This window comes from Neglectibacter caecimuris (genome assembly GCF_034335015.1).
Classification (GTDB): Bacteria; Bacillota; Clostridia; order Oscillospirales; family Acutalibacteraceae; genus Acutalibacter; species Acutalibacter caecimuris_A.
In genome coordinates, this window is the sequence record NZ_JAWXXK010000003.1 from 475237 (window position 1) to 489347 (window position 14111).

Consider the following 14111-nt stretch of genomic DNA (forward strand, 5'->3'; position numbering starts at 1 on the left):
CCGGCAGTTGACCGTAAGCCCGCCTGTTCTTGGAGAATGGTTCTGACCTTCTCGCATCATTCTGAGCCGCAAGCGAAGAATCCCGCCCTTCCTTTTCTGAGTAAAAAGGCAAGCCTTTCCTCTCATTGCCTTGTGTCAGCAAAGCCGCCGCTGTATGGCATTCAGCATCTAGCATCTAAGCTCTCTTCTCTAACAGTTGACCGCATAGTTCAAAAGCTTTTAGCAGGTAAAGTCCTCTGAGCCGTTGCTGAAATAGCGGCCCTTTACCGCGGTAAATTTCAAAATGCAGTAATCCGGGTCTGTTACGCCCAGGGGGTAGTAGCGTTCATCACCATCTTCCCAAAAGCGTGTTTTTGTCTCCTGGTCCTCGCACACCTCTACCGTGCCGAGAAGGCTCACGCCGCGATAGAAGCGCCTATCCGCAAAGTACACGCTGGCCTGGGGATTTTTCCGGAGCCTTGCCACCTTGTTTGAAGAGGTATTGGTGGAGAAATAAAAGGTTTTGATCCCGTCCCGCTCCTTTGTCATCAGCATGGCCTTCGTAACGGGATAGCCCTCCTGATCCAGATAGCTCAGGTAGGCAATTTTCTGATGATCGATCAGCTTTCCCAAAGTCTGTTCCTGATTTCGCAGCATGGCTTATCCCTCCTGAAGCTTCTTTCGCGGCTCTCCCCATTTTCCCAGGGAACGGCTGTTTAGGGTATAATATTCCGATTCGCCGGGGGCGATCACCGGGGCCGCCAGCCGCAGGCGCTCCGCGAAGGGGACGCTTTGGTCCCGCAGCTTTTCCTCTATCATTACATTGCAGACCTTGCACACAAAGAGGTCGCTGGCCTCGGCAAGGTGATGCTCTCGCAGAACCTTCAGCTCAAAGCTGACCGGGCTTTCCGCGATGGTGGGCACAGGAAGCACCCGGCCCCGCTCCACGGTAGGCAGCAGCTTCATTTTATCCGGTGTTTCCCGGCCGCTGGTGGTTCCGTAATAATCCGCCAGCGGAAGAAGCTTTTCCGAAACCAGGTTTGCGGAAAATACTCCGGTTTTCCGGACCAGGTCCTTTGTCAGCTTGTCCTCTCCAATGCAGGCTATCACACCTAGGCCCTCCCCTTCTCCGTCACTGACATGGGCATAGCTGAACCAGCAGAACAGCCCAAAATTCGGCGTGCCGTCCTCCTTCCAGTTTCCATACAAAAAAAGTGACTGCGGACAGAAATCATTTCCGATTTTTCCCGGTATCTTTGCCATGTAAATACTCCTTTTCTTTTTTCAAGTTTTTCTCTGTTTCCTGCAAGTTTTCCAGTACCCGATCCAGCAGGCTGTCCAGCAGAGCGGCCTCTTCCTCCTGAAAGCCCCGGTAGAAAAGCCTGTTCATCTGCTGGGAAACCGCTTCATAGCTTTCCCGCATCCCCCGCGCCTTTTCCGTCAGAGTGATCACCGCTTGCCGGCGGTCGTTTTCATTTTTGGCCCTGTGAAGCAGCCCGGACTCTTCCATACGCCCCAGTACGGAGGTAAGGGTGTTTTTCGCAAGTCCGGTCTTTCTTACCAGGTCGCTGATAGGCACGCTGTCCTCCTGCCAAAGCAGATACAAAATTCGGCCCTGAGCGCCGTTGAACTCTTCTATTCCGCAGTCCTGCAGCAGCCGCTCGAAGATCCTGTCCTGTACCCGCTTGATCTGTGAGATCAAAAAACCAGTTCTTGTTTCCATATGATATTTGTCCCCTTTTCCTGCCGCACGGAAGGCCTGGGATGTTGAAGCAAAGAAGCTTTGTTCTCTCCCCTGACCGCCGGTACGCTGACCGCTAATGAGATGAAAATTTCCTCCTTTGAGGATATAGTACTATATAGAACCATTATCGTCAAGGTTCTATTTGGAACTTTTTGCTATCTCAGCAAACCGCCTTCACGGCAGCCTGCTGTTTGCAAATTTTTTCGTTGTGATTTTATCATATTTTTTAAAACAAGGTCAATGCTCCATCTCCGTTCAGGTTGCGTCTGAAAGGAGAAATTGGCGGGATGTCTTTCAAAAAATTTTTTCTGCTCTCGAAGGATACACTGAAAATTTTCTTCAACAGCGATTGAAATACTACTCCAAAAACACACATGTTTCTTCTGGATCTTTTTTATTTTGACAAATTTTTCATGTAAATTTTTTTCTCATTAACTTTTTCTGAAAAATTTCATTGATTCCCTCTTGACGAATTATAGAAATATGATAGAATGTGAATCAAGGTCACACTTTGCTAAAAGTTTTTCTCTTTTAAGACTGCGTGTCCACTCATTTTCGGCACAACTGTCCGATGGCTGTGGTGGAAACACCATTTCATGGAGAAAACCATTTTTCCGAAACTAAAAAAGGAGAGGAATCACTATGAAAAACGACATTACTTTTTCTCATCTTTCTCGCAAAGAAGAAGAAATTATGGATCTTCTCTGGGACGCAAAGGACGCCCTCAGCAGATCTGAAATTTTGGAGGAGGCCGCTAAGCGAACGCAAAGCTGGAAGCCCAATTCCATTCATATTCTGCTCAATCAGCTGCTGGAAAAGCAATATGTCACTGTAGCCGGTTTTTATTTGAATTCCCGGAAACTTGGCAGGACCTTTGCCCCTGCCCTTACCCGGCAGGAGTATGTGATTTTGCGGCTCTGCCATGATTCCGAGCTGGCGAAAAAGGCCGGCGTTTCCCTCACAAAGCAGATCGCGGCGCTGAAGGAAGCACAGAAGGACTGATAGGCTCAAAGCTTGCACCAACAGGCGCAGGTTTTGCGCAATACAATTTTTGAGAAAGCGGCGTGTGGAATGCTCCATACGCCGCTTTTGCAAGGGAAATTCCATGTCCGAACAGCTTGCTTCCCACCTGCCGCTGTGGTATACTGCAAGCATCAAAAAATTTCAACATGGGGATATGCTATGGTTTGGACTTATGATTTTATATTTATGGCATATCGAAATCAAGATTTTCGAAAACAGCTGGAAGACGCTATCGCCAGCTCATCGGATCTTGTGATTGCCACAGAGCTCCATAAATTATCCTTCTGTACAAAGGAACAGACTGTTCTTGTCACTCCTAATCCAGAATGCCATTCCCCCTTCACCGTGAAAATAATTCCCACCAAAATCGCCTATTCCGCTCTGACAAAAATGCTTTTGGATGCTTGGGAACACATCAAGCCAGGGGAAATCGCCATTGTTTCCTGAAGCATCGCCTTTCAATAAGGTATGCAAGCCATCGATATCATATTATTGCGAGAAAGAAGGTCTATGCACATGAACCCTATCCCAATGATCCTTCAGAAAAAAGCGAAGGAGCTGGAACGAAAAACGGCGGAAAAATACCCCGAGCTGGCTCCCCTTGCCGCCCGGTGCTTTCTGAACACCATGGAAACCACGGTAACGCAGCTTGCGGACGGCAGCTATTTTGTGATCACCGGAGATATCCCTGCCATGTGGCTGAGAGACAGCGCCGCCCAGCTGAAGCCCTATCTCAAATACGCGGCGGAGGACGAAGCTCTCCGGGAAATTCTGCGCAGCGTTCTGGCAAAGCAGGCGTTCTATGTAAATCTTGATCCCTACACCAACGCCTTCAACAGTGAAAAGCTGGAAAAGGGCTACAGCGAAGCTGACCGAAGCGATTTTTCCAGCGGCTGGATCTGGGAAAGGAAATATGAAGTGGATTCCCTCTGCGCGCCGCTGTATTTCGCTCACGAGTATTTCGGCGTTACCGGGGACCGCGCCATTTTCACGCCGGAGTTTCGGAAGATGGTGGAAACCATTCTTCACACCTTCCGTGTGGAGCAGCGCCACATGACAGACTCCCCCTACTGGTTTATCCGGGAAAACGCCTGGGCCCCCAGCGATACCCTTCCCATGAACGGCAAAGGCAGGCCGGTGAATTTTACAGGAATGACCTGGTCCGGCTTCCGCCCTTCGGACGATTCCTGCAAGTTCGGCTTCCTGCTTCCCGCCAACATGATGGCTGTGGTGGCCCTTCAAAAAGCGGCAGAGCTCAGCTCCATCGGCTATGAAGACGCCGATCTCGGCGCCCGCTGCCTGGAGCTGGCCTCTGAGATCGAGGACGGCATAGAAACCTACGGCGTGGTGGAGCACCCCAAGTACGGAAAAATATACGCCTATGAAACCGATGGCTTCGGGAACTACAATCTGATGGACGACGCCAATTCTCCCAGCCTTCTTTCCATTCCCTATCTGGGCTACCGAAGCGCCTCTGACCCGGTTTATCAAAACACCCGGCGGTTTCTCCTTTCCGAGGACAATCCCTACTATGTCAACGGCACGGCGGCAAGGGGCATTGGCAGTCCCCATACCCCTCCGGGGTATATCTGGCATATCGGACTTACCATGCAGATCCTGACCAGCATCGATCCCGCGGAAAAGCAGGAATGCCTTGCCATGCTGGCCCGCACCCATGCCGGAACGAATTTCATGCACGAGGGCTTCGACGCCAACGATCCCACAAAATTCACCCGCTCCTGGTTTGCTTGGGCAAATTCCCTGTTCGCTCAAATGCTGGAAGAGGAGATGGAGGCAGAATGAAAGATCAGGTCCTTTTGCCGGAAACCGGCTACTACAAGGCAAATCTTCATTGCCACACCACGATTTTCGACGGAAAACTGACGCCAGAGGAAACAAAACGGGTTTATCAGGAGCAGGGCTATTCCATCATCGCCTTTACCGACCACCACAAATACCGCTGGCACCGGGAATTGGACGATAAAGGCTTTCTGGCCCTGGCAGCCTATGAAGCCGATTTGACGGAGGAGGAAAAGCCCGGTAAAGACTGGCCCCAGCGCAAAACCTACCACCTGAATCTTTTCGATACCAATCCGGAAAAGAACCGGGAGCAAAAGGAACGGTCGCCCTCCCCCACCACCCCCTATCACGACTTGGAGGGCCTGAACCGGTATATCCGCGAAATGAACGAGCTGGGCTTTCTGGTATGCTACAACCACCCCTACTGGTCCTTGCAGCCTGTGCGGACTACGAGGGGCTTCAGGGTCTGTTTGCCATGGAAATTTACAACCATTCCTCCGAAATAGACGGAATGAACGGCTTTCACCCCCAGGCCTATGATGAGATGCTCCGCTCCGGGCAAAGACTTACGGCGGTAGCCGCCGATGATAACCACAACCATTATCCCCCGCGCCATGCCTTGTACGACGCCTGCGGCGGCTTTGTGCAGATCGCCGCCGAAAAGCTGGAATATCAAAGCGTGATCTCCGCCCTGCGGGCAGGCCGCTTCTATTGGTCCATGGGCCCGGAGCTGCGGGGCGTTTCCATCAAGGACAATGTCCTGTCTGTGACCACCTCCCCCGTTCAGAAGATCTTCGTCCTCCAAGAGGGCCGAGATAGCTATAAAGCCGCGGCAGCCCCCGGAGAGACCCTGACCCACGCGGAATTCCTCCTCACCGGCAGCGAAGGCTGGTTCCGCATCATGATCCACGACTGCTCCGGCCTTTACGCCGGGACCAACGCTTATTTTTTAAGGGATTTATACTAATGTAGAGACAGTGCCGGAAGCTTTCGCTTCCGGCACTGTTCTTTTTATGAAGTTCTTTACTGGATCTGCGCTTTCATCATTTCTTCCAGAGATTTTTTCAGCTCCAGCGTACAGGACTGTATGGCAAGGCCTGTTTGGGCCGGGAAGAAGCGCAGGTAGAAGTTTCCTGAGAAGGCGGGAACCTCCAGCTCCAGGGTCTTCCAGTCACGCTCGACGCCGGTGAGGGTAAAGGTACCCAACAGGTTTCTATCCTGGAAAATGGAAAGAGGCATCTGAGAAACATCGTTTTGGTCGGTGCTGCGCAGCGTAAGCTTCAGGGTATAGAGCCCCCGTTCCTTGACGGATACGGAGAACCTGGTATTTTTCCCCTTTTCCAGGTCGATGAGCGAAACGTCCAGCGTGACCTGCCCGGAAGCGTCCGCCTCCGCATAATGGATCTCTGAAGCGGTGCCATCGTCAAAGGAGGGGCTGGCCTCCAGCTCCCGATCCAGCTCGGTCTCTGCTCCGCGCAAATGGAGCAGCGCCGGGGAACGGAGCAGGAAGCGGCAGATATTTTCCGCGCTTCGCAGGAATTCGCCCCTGGTGACGGTACCGGCGGCAAGACCCTCGGCGGAATTGTCGTGCATGGCATTTTCCGCCGCGCCGCTTGTGACCATAAACAGGTCGTTCTGGCTTCTCACCATGGCCGCCGTGTTGGTACGCTCGCCGGGCTGTCCCTCGTCGTTGCCCTTAGCCCACCAATCGGTCATGACCTGACCGGTATAGCCCCACTGCTCCCGCAGAATAGTGGTAAGCAGATCGTAATTGCTGGCAGACCACAGCCCGTTTATGGGGTTGTAGCTTGTCATGATGGAGTAGGCGCCGCCCTCCTTGACCGCTATCTCAAAGGCCTTGAGATAAAGCTCCCGCAAAGCCCGCTCGGAGACCACGGCCTCCACATCGTTGCGCTTGTATTCCTGGCTGTTGCAGGCAAAATGCTTGATGGTGCCGGTAACGCCATATTTCTGCATACCGTGCAGCTGCGCCGCCGCCATGATCCCGGTCAGGAAGGGATCTTCCGAGAAATATTCAAAATTTCTGCCGTTTAAGGGATGGCGGTGCAGGTTGATGCCGGGGCCCAAAAGGGTATCTACCCGGTTTTTCCGCAGCTCCATGCCCTCGTATTCGTACAGGTCCCGCACCAGCTCCGGGTCAAAGGTACAGGCCTGGCAGGTGCCGTTGGGCATGGAAAAGGCCATGGTGCCGCAGTCCATACGAATGCCGCTGGGGCCGTCCGCACAGCAGCCGGTGGGAATGCCGAACTCCACCAGGCGGTCTGTTACGCCGCCAAAGGCCCCGGCGGTGCCGGGCGTTACCTTGGGAGAACACATGCCCTCGCCCCGGATCATACAGCAAAGATCCTCATCGGAAAGCTGGGCTGCAAACTGGGAAAGAGAAACCTTTCCGTCCGCCACATCCTTCAGCTTCCAGCCCTGATCTCCGGTGCAGGGCTGCTCCGGCGGCAGCTTTTTCTTCCGGCGCTCCATGGGGGCCACCGTGCGCAGCGGCACAGGCTCCCAGGCCTTACGATAGACAGAGTCCTGAAGCTCGCCGGGGCGCAGACGTTCAAAGGCCGTCACCGGGGCGCAGGCCTCTTCCAGCTGCTCTACTACCGTTTCCGGCAGCGTAACGCTGCCGACAGGCCGGGCGGAGCGCACGTCGCCGCCGCCGTAGAACCGGTACTCGCCTTCCTCCAGCACCCAGCAGGATCTGTGGCCGGTCGCGCCGCCGTCATCATAGGAGGCCAAAGAGGAAACCGGGCATTCCAGAGAAAGCTTCTGGCTTTCTCCGGGCTGAAGGAGAGCCGTTTTTCCAAAGGCGCACAGGGAACAGGCAGCCTTGCCGAGCTTTCCCTGGGGGGCTTCACAATAGAACTGTACTACCTCTCTGCCCGGAGCGTCTCCGGTGTTTTTTACCGTGGCGGAGAACCGCAGCGTGTCGCCGGAGCGGCTGACCGGGTCAAGCTCTGTGGCAAAGGTGGTGTAGGAAAGGCCAAAGCCGAAGGGATACAGCACCTTTTCCGGCGCAAAGGTTTCAAAATAGCGATAGCCTACATAGATATCCTCCGCATATACATTTCTGGTATCGCTGCCGTAATTTCCGGCGGCGGGGTAGTCGGAAATATCCCTGGCAATAGTGTCGGAAAGCCTGCCGCCGGGGGCCGCCCTGCCGGTAAGCACATCGGCTGTGCCGAGGCCGCCCTCCTGGCCGCCCTGCCACACATACAGCACCGCGCCGGGCCGGTATTCCTCTACCCAGCTCATATCCAGAATTCCTCCGGTATTCAGCACCACCGCCACACGGGAAAACGCCGCGCACACCAGCTTCAGCATGTCCCGCTCCGCCTGGGCCAGCAAGAAGCTGCCCTCGGCGGCGGAATTATCCTTATCCTCTCCGGCGGTACGACCCAAAATGACCAAAGCGGCATCGTTTCTTCCAGAGGCCTGCTCCACCAGGGAAGGCTCCAGCGGCATTTCCTCCTGATACCAGGGCTCCGCCGCCCAGCCAACGCCTACATCAAAGGGGTGATCCTGCAGCCAGGCCTCGTAAACAGCCTTCAGCTCCTGATCCAGCACAACGCTTCCGCCTGCTTCCAGCGCCTCCGGAATGCCGGGCACCGGGCCGGTATTTACCAGGCCCCCGGAGCCGGTACCGCTTTTATAGTAGTTGAACTGGCTGCGACCGAATACCGCCACCTTGGTTCCCTGAGAGAAGGGCAGCGTTTTCTTTTCATTGCGCAGTAAAACCGCGCCCTCCGCCACCGTTTGCCGCGCCTTTGCCGCATAGTCCTTTGGGTCAAATTTTCTGTGTTCCATAGGAAAAGCTCCTTTCTGCGATTTGCCGGGAATTCTTTTCTTAGATTATAGTATAACTACCAAAATTTTACAAGCGGAAAGACGCTTTTTTATAGAGATCAGAAGGGATCAGGCCAGCTTTTGATAGCCCACCCATTTCAAAGCCCGGTCAAAGGCGGATTTGTAGCGCTTGGAGAAAACCATGCGGAATTCTCCGGCGTAAATGGCAAGCCGCCCGCAAAAGCCTGTTTTGAAGCGGTACACACCGTAATTGGGGTGGGAGGTATCGTACCAGCAGGGCACACCCTGAAAATCGTACAGCTCACAGCCCGCTTCCACCGCCCAGCGGATCATCTCCCACTGCATCAGGTAATTGGGCATTACCTCCCGGTGAGCGGCGGTAGAAGCGCCATATACATAGCAAGTGCGCCCGCCGTATTGCACGCAGATGGCCCCGGAAAGGGCCTGCCCCTGGTATTCGCAGAGATACAGGCGGCATTTTTCCCCCAGGGCGTCCATCATTCTACTGAAATATTCCTGAGAGCGCACCCGGAAGCCATCGCGCTTTCCCGTTTCCTCCATGAGCCTTTGAAAATCGCCCAGACGCTCCTTTCCGCACACCACACAGCGCACTCCCCTGCGCTTTGCCAACCCGATGTTGTAGCGGCATTTGCTTTTGAAGGAGCGCAGCAGCTCCTCCTCGCTTCTTCCCCGCAGCTCTAAAATGTAGTTATTTCTGCTTTGTATGGTTTTTTCGTCCGGCTGCCAGGGCTGGAAGGAAAAGCCCGCCGCCCGCAGGGCAAAGATCTTTTCGCTGTCCGTTTCCTCGATCAGCGGGTCGGTTTTAAAGGAATAGGCGTGGTATTTTCGGGCAAGCCGCCATACGCCCAGAAGCAGGTCCTGAAGCACCGCAGGCTTTTGATAATCCCAGACCGGCCCTCTGGGCGAATACAGAAACGCCTTCAGCGGGAAGGGGAATTTTTTTATCAGCACCAGCATGCTCCCGCAGATCTCACCCCGGCTGTCCCGGGCGATCACCGCCTCGTGCCCCCAGCCGGGCTTTACCCCGCACCACCGGACAGACTGCATAAAGCTGCCGCCCATGCGCTCTACAAAGGCCTCGTATTCCTCTACGGCTTCCTTGCTTTGAAAATTCAGGAATTCCATATTTCGCCCTCCGTTTCCTGTTTATGGATTAGAGAGACAAGGAGAAAAAAATGTAACAAGCCCTGAATTTTTACCGCCGCCCACTGCCCTTTCTAAAAAACGTTTCGGTGCGGCGGCGCGTTTCTTCTTATGGCGGGGAGATTCGCTCTTACTGCTTTCTCAAAAGCCACACCTGCATTTCGGTTTCGCCGCGGTTGGCAAAAGCATAGTACGGGATCAGGGTAAGCGGCATTTCTTCGTAATCGCCGCCCGCCTCATAGTAAAGCTTTTCGGTTTCCTTTGGGCGGTAAGCCGTTATTTTGAGAACCGGCAGCAAAAACTCACTTTCCTGTAATTCAAAGCTCGAACGGAGATCCAGAGCAACGCTTTTGATATCAGCGCCGTTATCAACGCCCTCGGCGCAGTAAACAACAGGGCCCCGCACAACGGCAACTCTGCCCGCGTCGGAATGAACGCGGCGGTTGGCGGCAAGAAGCTTTACCGGCATATCGAACACAAGCTCTATTTCCCCGTTTCCGTCAAGCGCCACAGACGCAGCGGGACTGCTGATTTTGGAGGAACTGAGACGGCTTCTTTCGGAAGAAGCGCCGTCAAATCAGACGTTGGCCGTGCAAATCGCGGAGTATATAAGAAACAACAGAAAAAACAATATCACGGTTTCGGAAATCGCGCGCCGCTTTGACTACAATGCCGATTATATGGGCAAGTATTTCAAAAAAGCCAGAGGAGTCGGGCTGAAGGAGTATTTAGCCTCCCAAAAGCTCAAGCTCGCCAAGGATCTATTGCTCACTACCAACATGAGCGTGAAGCAGATCGCAAGAGAGCTCGGCTACCGCGAGGAAAACGTTTTTATAAAATTCTTCACCTATCACGAAAAATCACTCCCACCGTTTTCAGAAACAAATATTACTATACGCATATCAACAACAAATGACCGGGCTGAGCCAACACGGCTTTCTGCGGGCAAGGCTTTGCAAAACGCTGTAAAGCCTTGTGACGGCCGCGGGCCTTGCCGGTCAGGGGCAGACGGTTTTTGCCGCGAAAAAAGCTGCCCACCAGGTGGTGAGCAGCGGGACAGGGCTTTTGGAAAAATTTCATTCAAACGAATTGTAGAAAACCGTTTCCTTAAGCGGTTTCCTTTCCCCGTGCATTCGCGAGGGCTTCGCGTCCTCCGCGGGGTATCCCATTGCAAGAAAACAGACCGGCACATAGGCCTCCGGCAGCTGAAATTCCTCCCGCACCGCTTCGGGAATAAAGTGCATGACCCAGGTGCAGCCGAGCCCCAGGTCCGCTGCCTCCAGCATCATATGGGCGGCGGCGATAGAGGCGTCTATCTCGCCGCTGGTCTTTTCATCATATTCCCTTGTCCAGCAGAGCGTTTTGTCGTAACAGACCAAAATAGCCAGCGGCGCGTTAAAGTAACACACGGTACACCTTCGATACCTTTCCAGAGCCTCGGTACTTTGAAGCACCAATAGCTTCTGGGGCTGCAAATTACAGGCGGTAGGGGCCAGCTGCCCCGCCCGCAAAACAGCTTCCAGCTTTTCCCGCTCTATGGGCCTTTCGGAAAAGCTTCTCACGGAAAAGCGCTCCTGCGCCAGCTGTAAAAAATCCATTTGCGTTTCCTCCAAAATCACGCCTCTGTTTCCGGCTCTGCCTCCTCCGCAAACCCAAAGTCCTCCGGCAAAAGCAGATCCAGCTCTCTCTGCTCCTCAGGGAGCTTCATGCTTCGGCGGGAACAGCTGAGCACCGCTTCCTCCACCTTGTTTCTGGCCATGCGCCCGTTGCCGTTGGTGCGGGGGTCGCCTTCCTTTTGCGCGGTCTCATAATAGGAAAGGAGCAGCGGGTCACAGGCCGGGGCCAGGCGGTAGCCCTTGCCCTTTACGATGCTCTTTGTGATCAAAAGCAGCTCTTCCCCGGTATAGTCCGGAAATTCGATCAGGTTGGGAAACCGGGAGCGCAGCCCGGAATTGGCGGTGAGAAATTCCTCCATTTCCCGGGAATAGCCTGCCAGGATCACCACCAGATCGTCCCGGTGGTCCTCCATTCCCTTGACCAGCGTATCGATGGCCTCCAGCCCGAAGCTGTCGTCCTTTCCCCGGAACAGGGAATAGGCCTCATCGATAAACAGCACCCCGCCCAGGGCGGATTGAATGGCTTTTTGGGTCAGGGGGGCGGTATGCCCCACATATCTGCCCACCAGATCGGCGCGGGTCACTTCGATGAGCTGGCCGCCGTTTAACACGCCGATGGCCTTTAAGTAACGGGAAACAATACGGGCCACGGTGGTTTTTCCGGTGCCGGGGTTCCCGGTAAAGATCATATGCATGGAGGGGGATTCCGCCTTCATGCCCTTTTCTCTGCGCAGCTGCTGTATTTTGAAATTATCCTCCAGGGACAAAATGTAGTCCTTGATCTCTCGAAGACCTACGATTTCCGAAAGCTCCTGCTTCACGCTTTGTACCGCCGCTTCCCGGGCAGCGTCTCCGGAAGCGCTCTGAGCCTGCAAAAGCACTTCCTTTCCCTCCCGCTGGTACCGTACCGCCGGGCGGCCCTCCGCCTGCACCACCTTTCCGGTAAAGCCGCCGAGCCCCTGCTTCAGCTTTGCCTCGCTGAGGGCGCGGTACAGGTGCTCCGCCTCCTGCTCAATGGCCGCCGCGCCCTGCTCCGGGTGAAAGGCGTCCGCCAGGGCAGACACCACGGCGCTGTCGTAAGTAAGGGTAAAATGAAGCTGCTTTTCCGCCCGTTCGCAGAATTTCTTCAGCGCGTTTTCCGCGATCTGCTCCAGGCTTTCCCGGGAAAAGGGCTTCGTCTCACACAGATCGTCCAGGGCGGACAGGAAGGGCATTCCAAAGGCGTCCGCCAGCTTCGTTTCGTTTTTCTCCGTTACCAGAAACAGGTATTTCCCCGCCCCGGACAGGCTGGAGATCACCCCCGGCGCCAGAGCGTTTCCGATCTCCACCAGCAGGCCCTTCTGTTCCGCGTACCGGGAGGGCAGCGGAACGCTTCCTTCCCGGAACAGGGCGGACAAAAGTGGCAGTACGGAGGGGTGGCACCGCTCAAAATGCTCAAATACCAGCCCACAGGCCCCGCCCTTCAGAGCGGCATACAGATCCTGAAAAAACAGCTTTTCAGAGCCAGGCTCCCGGTAATTTTCCAAATCCAGCGTGGCAAGCTTGGGACTTTTCAATACCCCCTGCCGCCCCAGAGAAGCCGCTATGGCTTCCAGGGCGCTGTGCTTTCCCGTGCCCGGTTTTCCCAGCACCGCCGCCCTGCACAGCGGGGCGTCCTCCCGCCTTCCCGCCACAAAGGGCCGCTTAAACGCGATCAAAAGGGAGGAAAGGAACTCCTCCTGACCCAGCACGCGCTCCCCCGCCTCCCGGCGGGCCGCCGCGAAGGCCGCTTCCAGATCCTTCTCGCTGCCGGCGTTTCCGGCGGAAGCATCTGCCACGCCGTCCTGCCGCAAACGCTGCTCCAGACCCTTCATTTCCGCTTCCGCGTCCCGGGCCAGCTGCTCCAGGTTCTTTTGCAATGCCTCGGAAATACCGGCGCTCCCCTGCTCCACAGCGTCCAGGGCTTGCCGTGCCTGGCGGCTGTTTTCCAGCGGGTCCCATTCCAGGGAAACAGGCTTGCTTTGCTCCGGCGGGGCCGGCTTTTTTTCGGAAGTTCCTTTGAGATTTAATTTTCCGTTTCGGAACATGGCTTCCAGCAAAGCATCGATATCGTTTTTCATGGGAGGCTCCTCCTTTGTCAGATAAATTCAGCCGGATCCAGATCTTCCAGAATGGCCTTCAGATCCTCAGCGTTGATTTGCCCCGGCGCGGAAGAGGACTGCCCGGCGGCAAAGGTCAGGCAGGACCCGAATACCGCGCCGCTGACCCGGCTCAGCTTTCCCAGGCTTCCCATCGACATGGTAATGACCGGCCCCAGCTGTTCTCTTGCCCGCAGGGTGGCGGAAAGCAGCGTCAAAACATCTTGGGGGCTTTTGGGCATCACCGCCATTTTCGGCAGATCGGCCCCCAGTTTCTTCATACTCTCCAGGGTATGAAAAATTTCCTCCTCCGGCGGGGTTTCCTGAAAGCAATGGCGGGATATGACAACGCCCACGCTTTTTTTACGGGCCTTCTCCACCAGCCTTCGCACCCGTTCCACACCGCAGGAGAGCTCAATATCCAGCAGCTGAAAGCCCCCCTGATCCAGAAGGCCGGATAAAAAAGCTTCATAAGCGTCCGGGGCAAGCTCCGCCTTTCCGCCTTCTTCCTTTGTCCGTACAGTACATAACAGGGGCTTCCCCGGCAGGGTTTCCTCCAAAGCGCGCAGGGCTTCGGAATAGCTTCCGAAATAGTGGTCTCCCCGCCATTCGTACAGGTCGGCGGGCAGGTGCTTTACAACCCACAGCTCACTGAGCAGGGCGGGCATTCCGCCGCCTGTCAGCGGAATACAGATCTTCGGCAGGCCCTCGCCAAAACGAATGCCCGCCAGCTCTACAAACTTCAATTTCATCAACTCCCCGTCCTTACCCTTCCCACTTTTCCATCATTCTACACCAGTATACCGCATAGAAAGAAGAAAAGTCAATTTTTAGAGGCTAGATTCT

14 protein-coding genes and 1 pseudogene are annotated in these 14111 nt (G+C 54.9%); 6 read left to right on the forward strand and 9 right to left on the reverse strand.

Features of this window, described 5'->3' with window-relative positions; translation table 11 throughout:
* Positions 1-219 precede the first annotated feature (219 nt).
* Genes U8T64_RS05295 through U8T64_RS05305 form a run of 3 tightly spaced genes read right to left on the reverse strand, consistent with a single transcriptional unit; the run spans position 220 to position 1702 of the window.
* Positions 220-636, reverse strand: coding sequence for a pyridoxamine 5'-phosphate oxidase family protein (locus tag U8T64_RS05295; RefSeq protein WP_322181641.1), 417 nt, complete (start codon positions 634-636; stop codon positions 220-222).
* Between the two features lie 3 nt (positions 637-639).
* Positions 640-1242, reverse strand: coding sequence for a flavin reductase family protein (locus tag U8T64_RS05300; protein ID WP_322181643.1), 603 nt, complete (start codon positions 1240-1242; stop codon positions 640-642).
* A complete protein-coding gene (locus tag U8T64_RS05305) occupies positions 1211-1702 on the reverse strand; it encodes a MarR family transcriptional regulator (protein WP_322181645.1) in 492 nt (163 codons plus the stop codon). The genes U8T64_RS05300 and U8T64_RS05305 overlap by 32 nt, the downstream gene beginning before the upstream one ends.
* A 663-nt stretch (positions 1703-2365) precedes the next feature.
* On the opposite strand from U8T64_RS05305, the gene U8T64_RS05310 reads away from it, so the two are divergent.
* The 5 genes from U8T64_RS05310 (at position 2366) to U8T64_RS05330 (ending at position 5513) form a co-directional block, all read left to right on the forward strand.
* Positions 2366-2725: a BlaI/MecI/CopY family transcriptional regulator gene (locus tag U8T64_RS05310; RefSeq protein WP_322181647.1), complete on the forward strand. Its 360-nt coding sequence runs from the start codon at positions 2366-2368 to the stop codon at positions 2723-2725.
* 33 nt (positions 2726-2758) lie between these two features.
* Positions 2759-3193, forward strand: coding sequence for a hypothetical protein (locus U8T64_RS05315; RefSeq protein ID WP_322181649.1), 435 nt, complete (start codon positions 2759-2761; stop codon positions 3191-3193).
* 69 nt (positions 3194-3262) lie between these two features.
* The gene (locus U8T64_RS05320) at positions 3263-4549 is read left to right on the forward strand and encodes a glycoside hydrolase family 125 protein (RefSeq protein WP_322181650.1); all 1287 of its coding nucleotides are present in this window, start codon (positions 3263-3265) and stop codon (positions 4547-4549) included.
* The gene (locus U8T64_RS05325) at positions 4546-5052 is read left to right on the forward strand and encodes a PHP domain-containing protein (protein WP_322181652.1); all 507 of its coding nucleotides are present in this window, start codon (positions 4546-4548) and stop codon (positions 5050-5052) included. The genes U8T64_RS05320 and U8T64_RS05325 overlap by 4 nt, the downstream gene beginning before the upstream one ends.
* The gene (locus U8T64_RS05330) at positions 5022-5513 is read left to right on the forward strand and encodes a CehA/McbA family metallohydrolase domain-containing protein (protein ID WP_322181654.1); all 492 of its coding nucleotides are present in this window, start codon (positions 5022-5024) and stop codon (positions 5511-5513) included. The genes U8T64_RS05325 and U8T64_RS05330 overlap by 31 nt, the downstream gene beginning before the upstream one ends.
* A gap of 56 nt (positions 5514-5569) precedes the next feature.
* Here the strand turns inward: U8T64_RS05330 and U8T64_RS05335 are convergent, their stop codons facing one another.
* From U8T64_RS05335 to U8T64_RS05345, 3 genes are all read right to left on the reverse strand, one after another.
* Positions 5570-8368: a glycoside hydrolase family 3 protein gene (locus U8T64_RS05335; RefSeq protein ID WP_322181656.1), complete on the reverse strand. Its 2799-nt coding sequence runs from the start codon at positions 8366-8368 to the stop codon at positions 5570-5572.
* A gap of 108 nt (positions 8369-8476) precedes the next feature.
* Positions 8477-9514: a lipid II:glycine glycyltransferase FemX gene (locus U8T64_RS05340; protein ID WP_322181658.1), complete on the reverse strand. Its 1038-nt coding sequence runs from the start codon at positions 9512-9514 to the stop codon at positions 8477-8479.
* Between the two features lie 148 nt (positions 9515-9662).
* Positions 9663-10043 (reverse strand): glycoside hydrolase family 127 protein, encoded by a 381-nt coding sequence (locus tag U8T64_RS05345; RefSeq protein WP_322181660.1) that lies wholly within the window; start codon positions 10041-10043, stop codon positions 9663-9665.
* Between the two features lie 79 nt (positions 10044-10122).
* On the opposite strand from U8T64_RS05345, the pseudogene U8T64_RS13875 reads away from it, so the two are divergent.
* Positions 10123-10389: pseudogene (locus U8T64_RS13875) on the forward strand (helix-turn-helix domain-containing protein); the annotation flags it as partial.
* A 219-nt stretch (positions 10390-10608) separates the two neighbouring features.
* Here the strand turns inward: U8T64_RS13875 and U8T64_RS05350 are convergent.
* Genes U8T64_RS05350 through aroD form a run of 3 tightly spaced genes read right to left on the reverse strand, consistent with a single transcriptional unit; the run spans position 10609 to position 14017 of the window.
* Complete coding sequence (locus tag U8T64_RS05350) at positions 10609-11130, reverse strand: nitroreductase family protein (protein ID WP_322181662.1); 522 nt, start codon at positions 11128-11130, stop codon at positions 10609-10611.
* A 17-nt stretch (positions 11131-11147) separates the two neighbouring features.
* Entirely contained in the window at positions 11148-13247 is a 2100-nt protein-coding gene (locus tag U8T64_RS05355; protein ID WP_322181664.1) for an AAA family ATPase, read from the reverse strand.
* 17 nt (positions 13248-13264) lie between these two features.
* On the reverse strand, positions 13265-14017 hold the full coding sequence (gene aroD, locus U8T64_RS05360; RefSeq protein ID WP_322181667.1) for a type I 3-dehydroquinate dehydratase: 753 nt from the start codon (positions 14015-14017) through the stop codon (positions 13265-13267).
* Positions 14018-14111 lie beyond the last annotated feature (94 nt).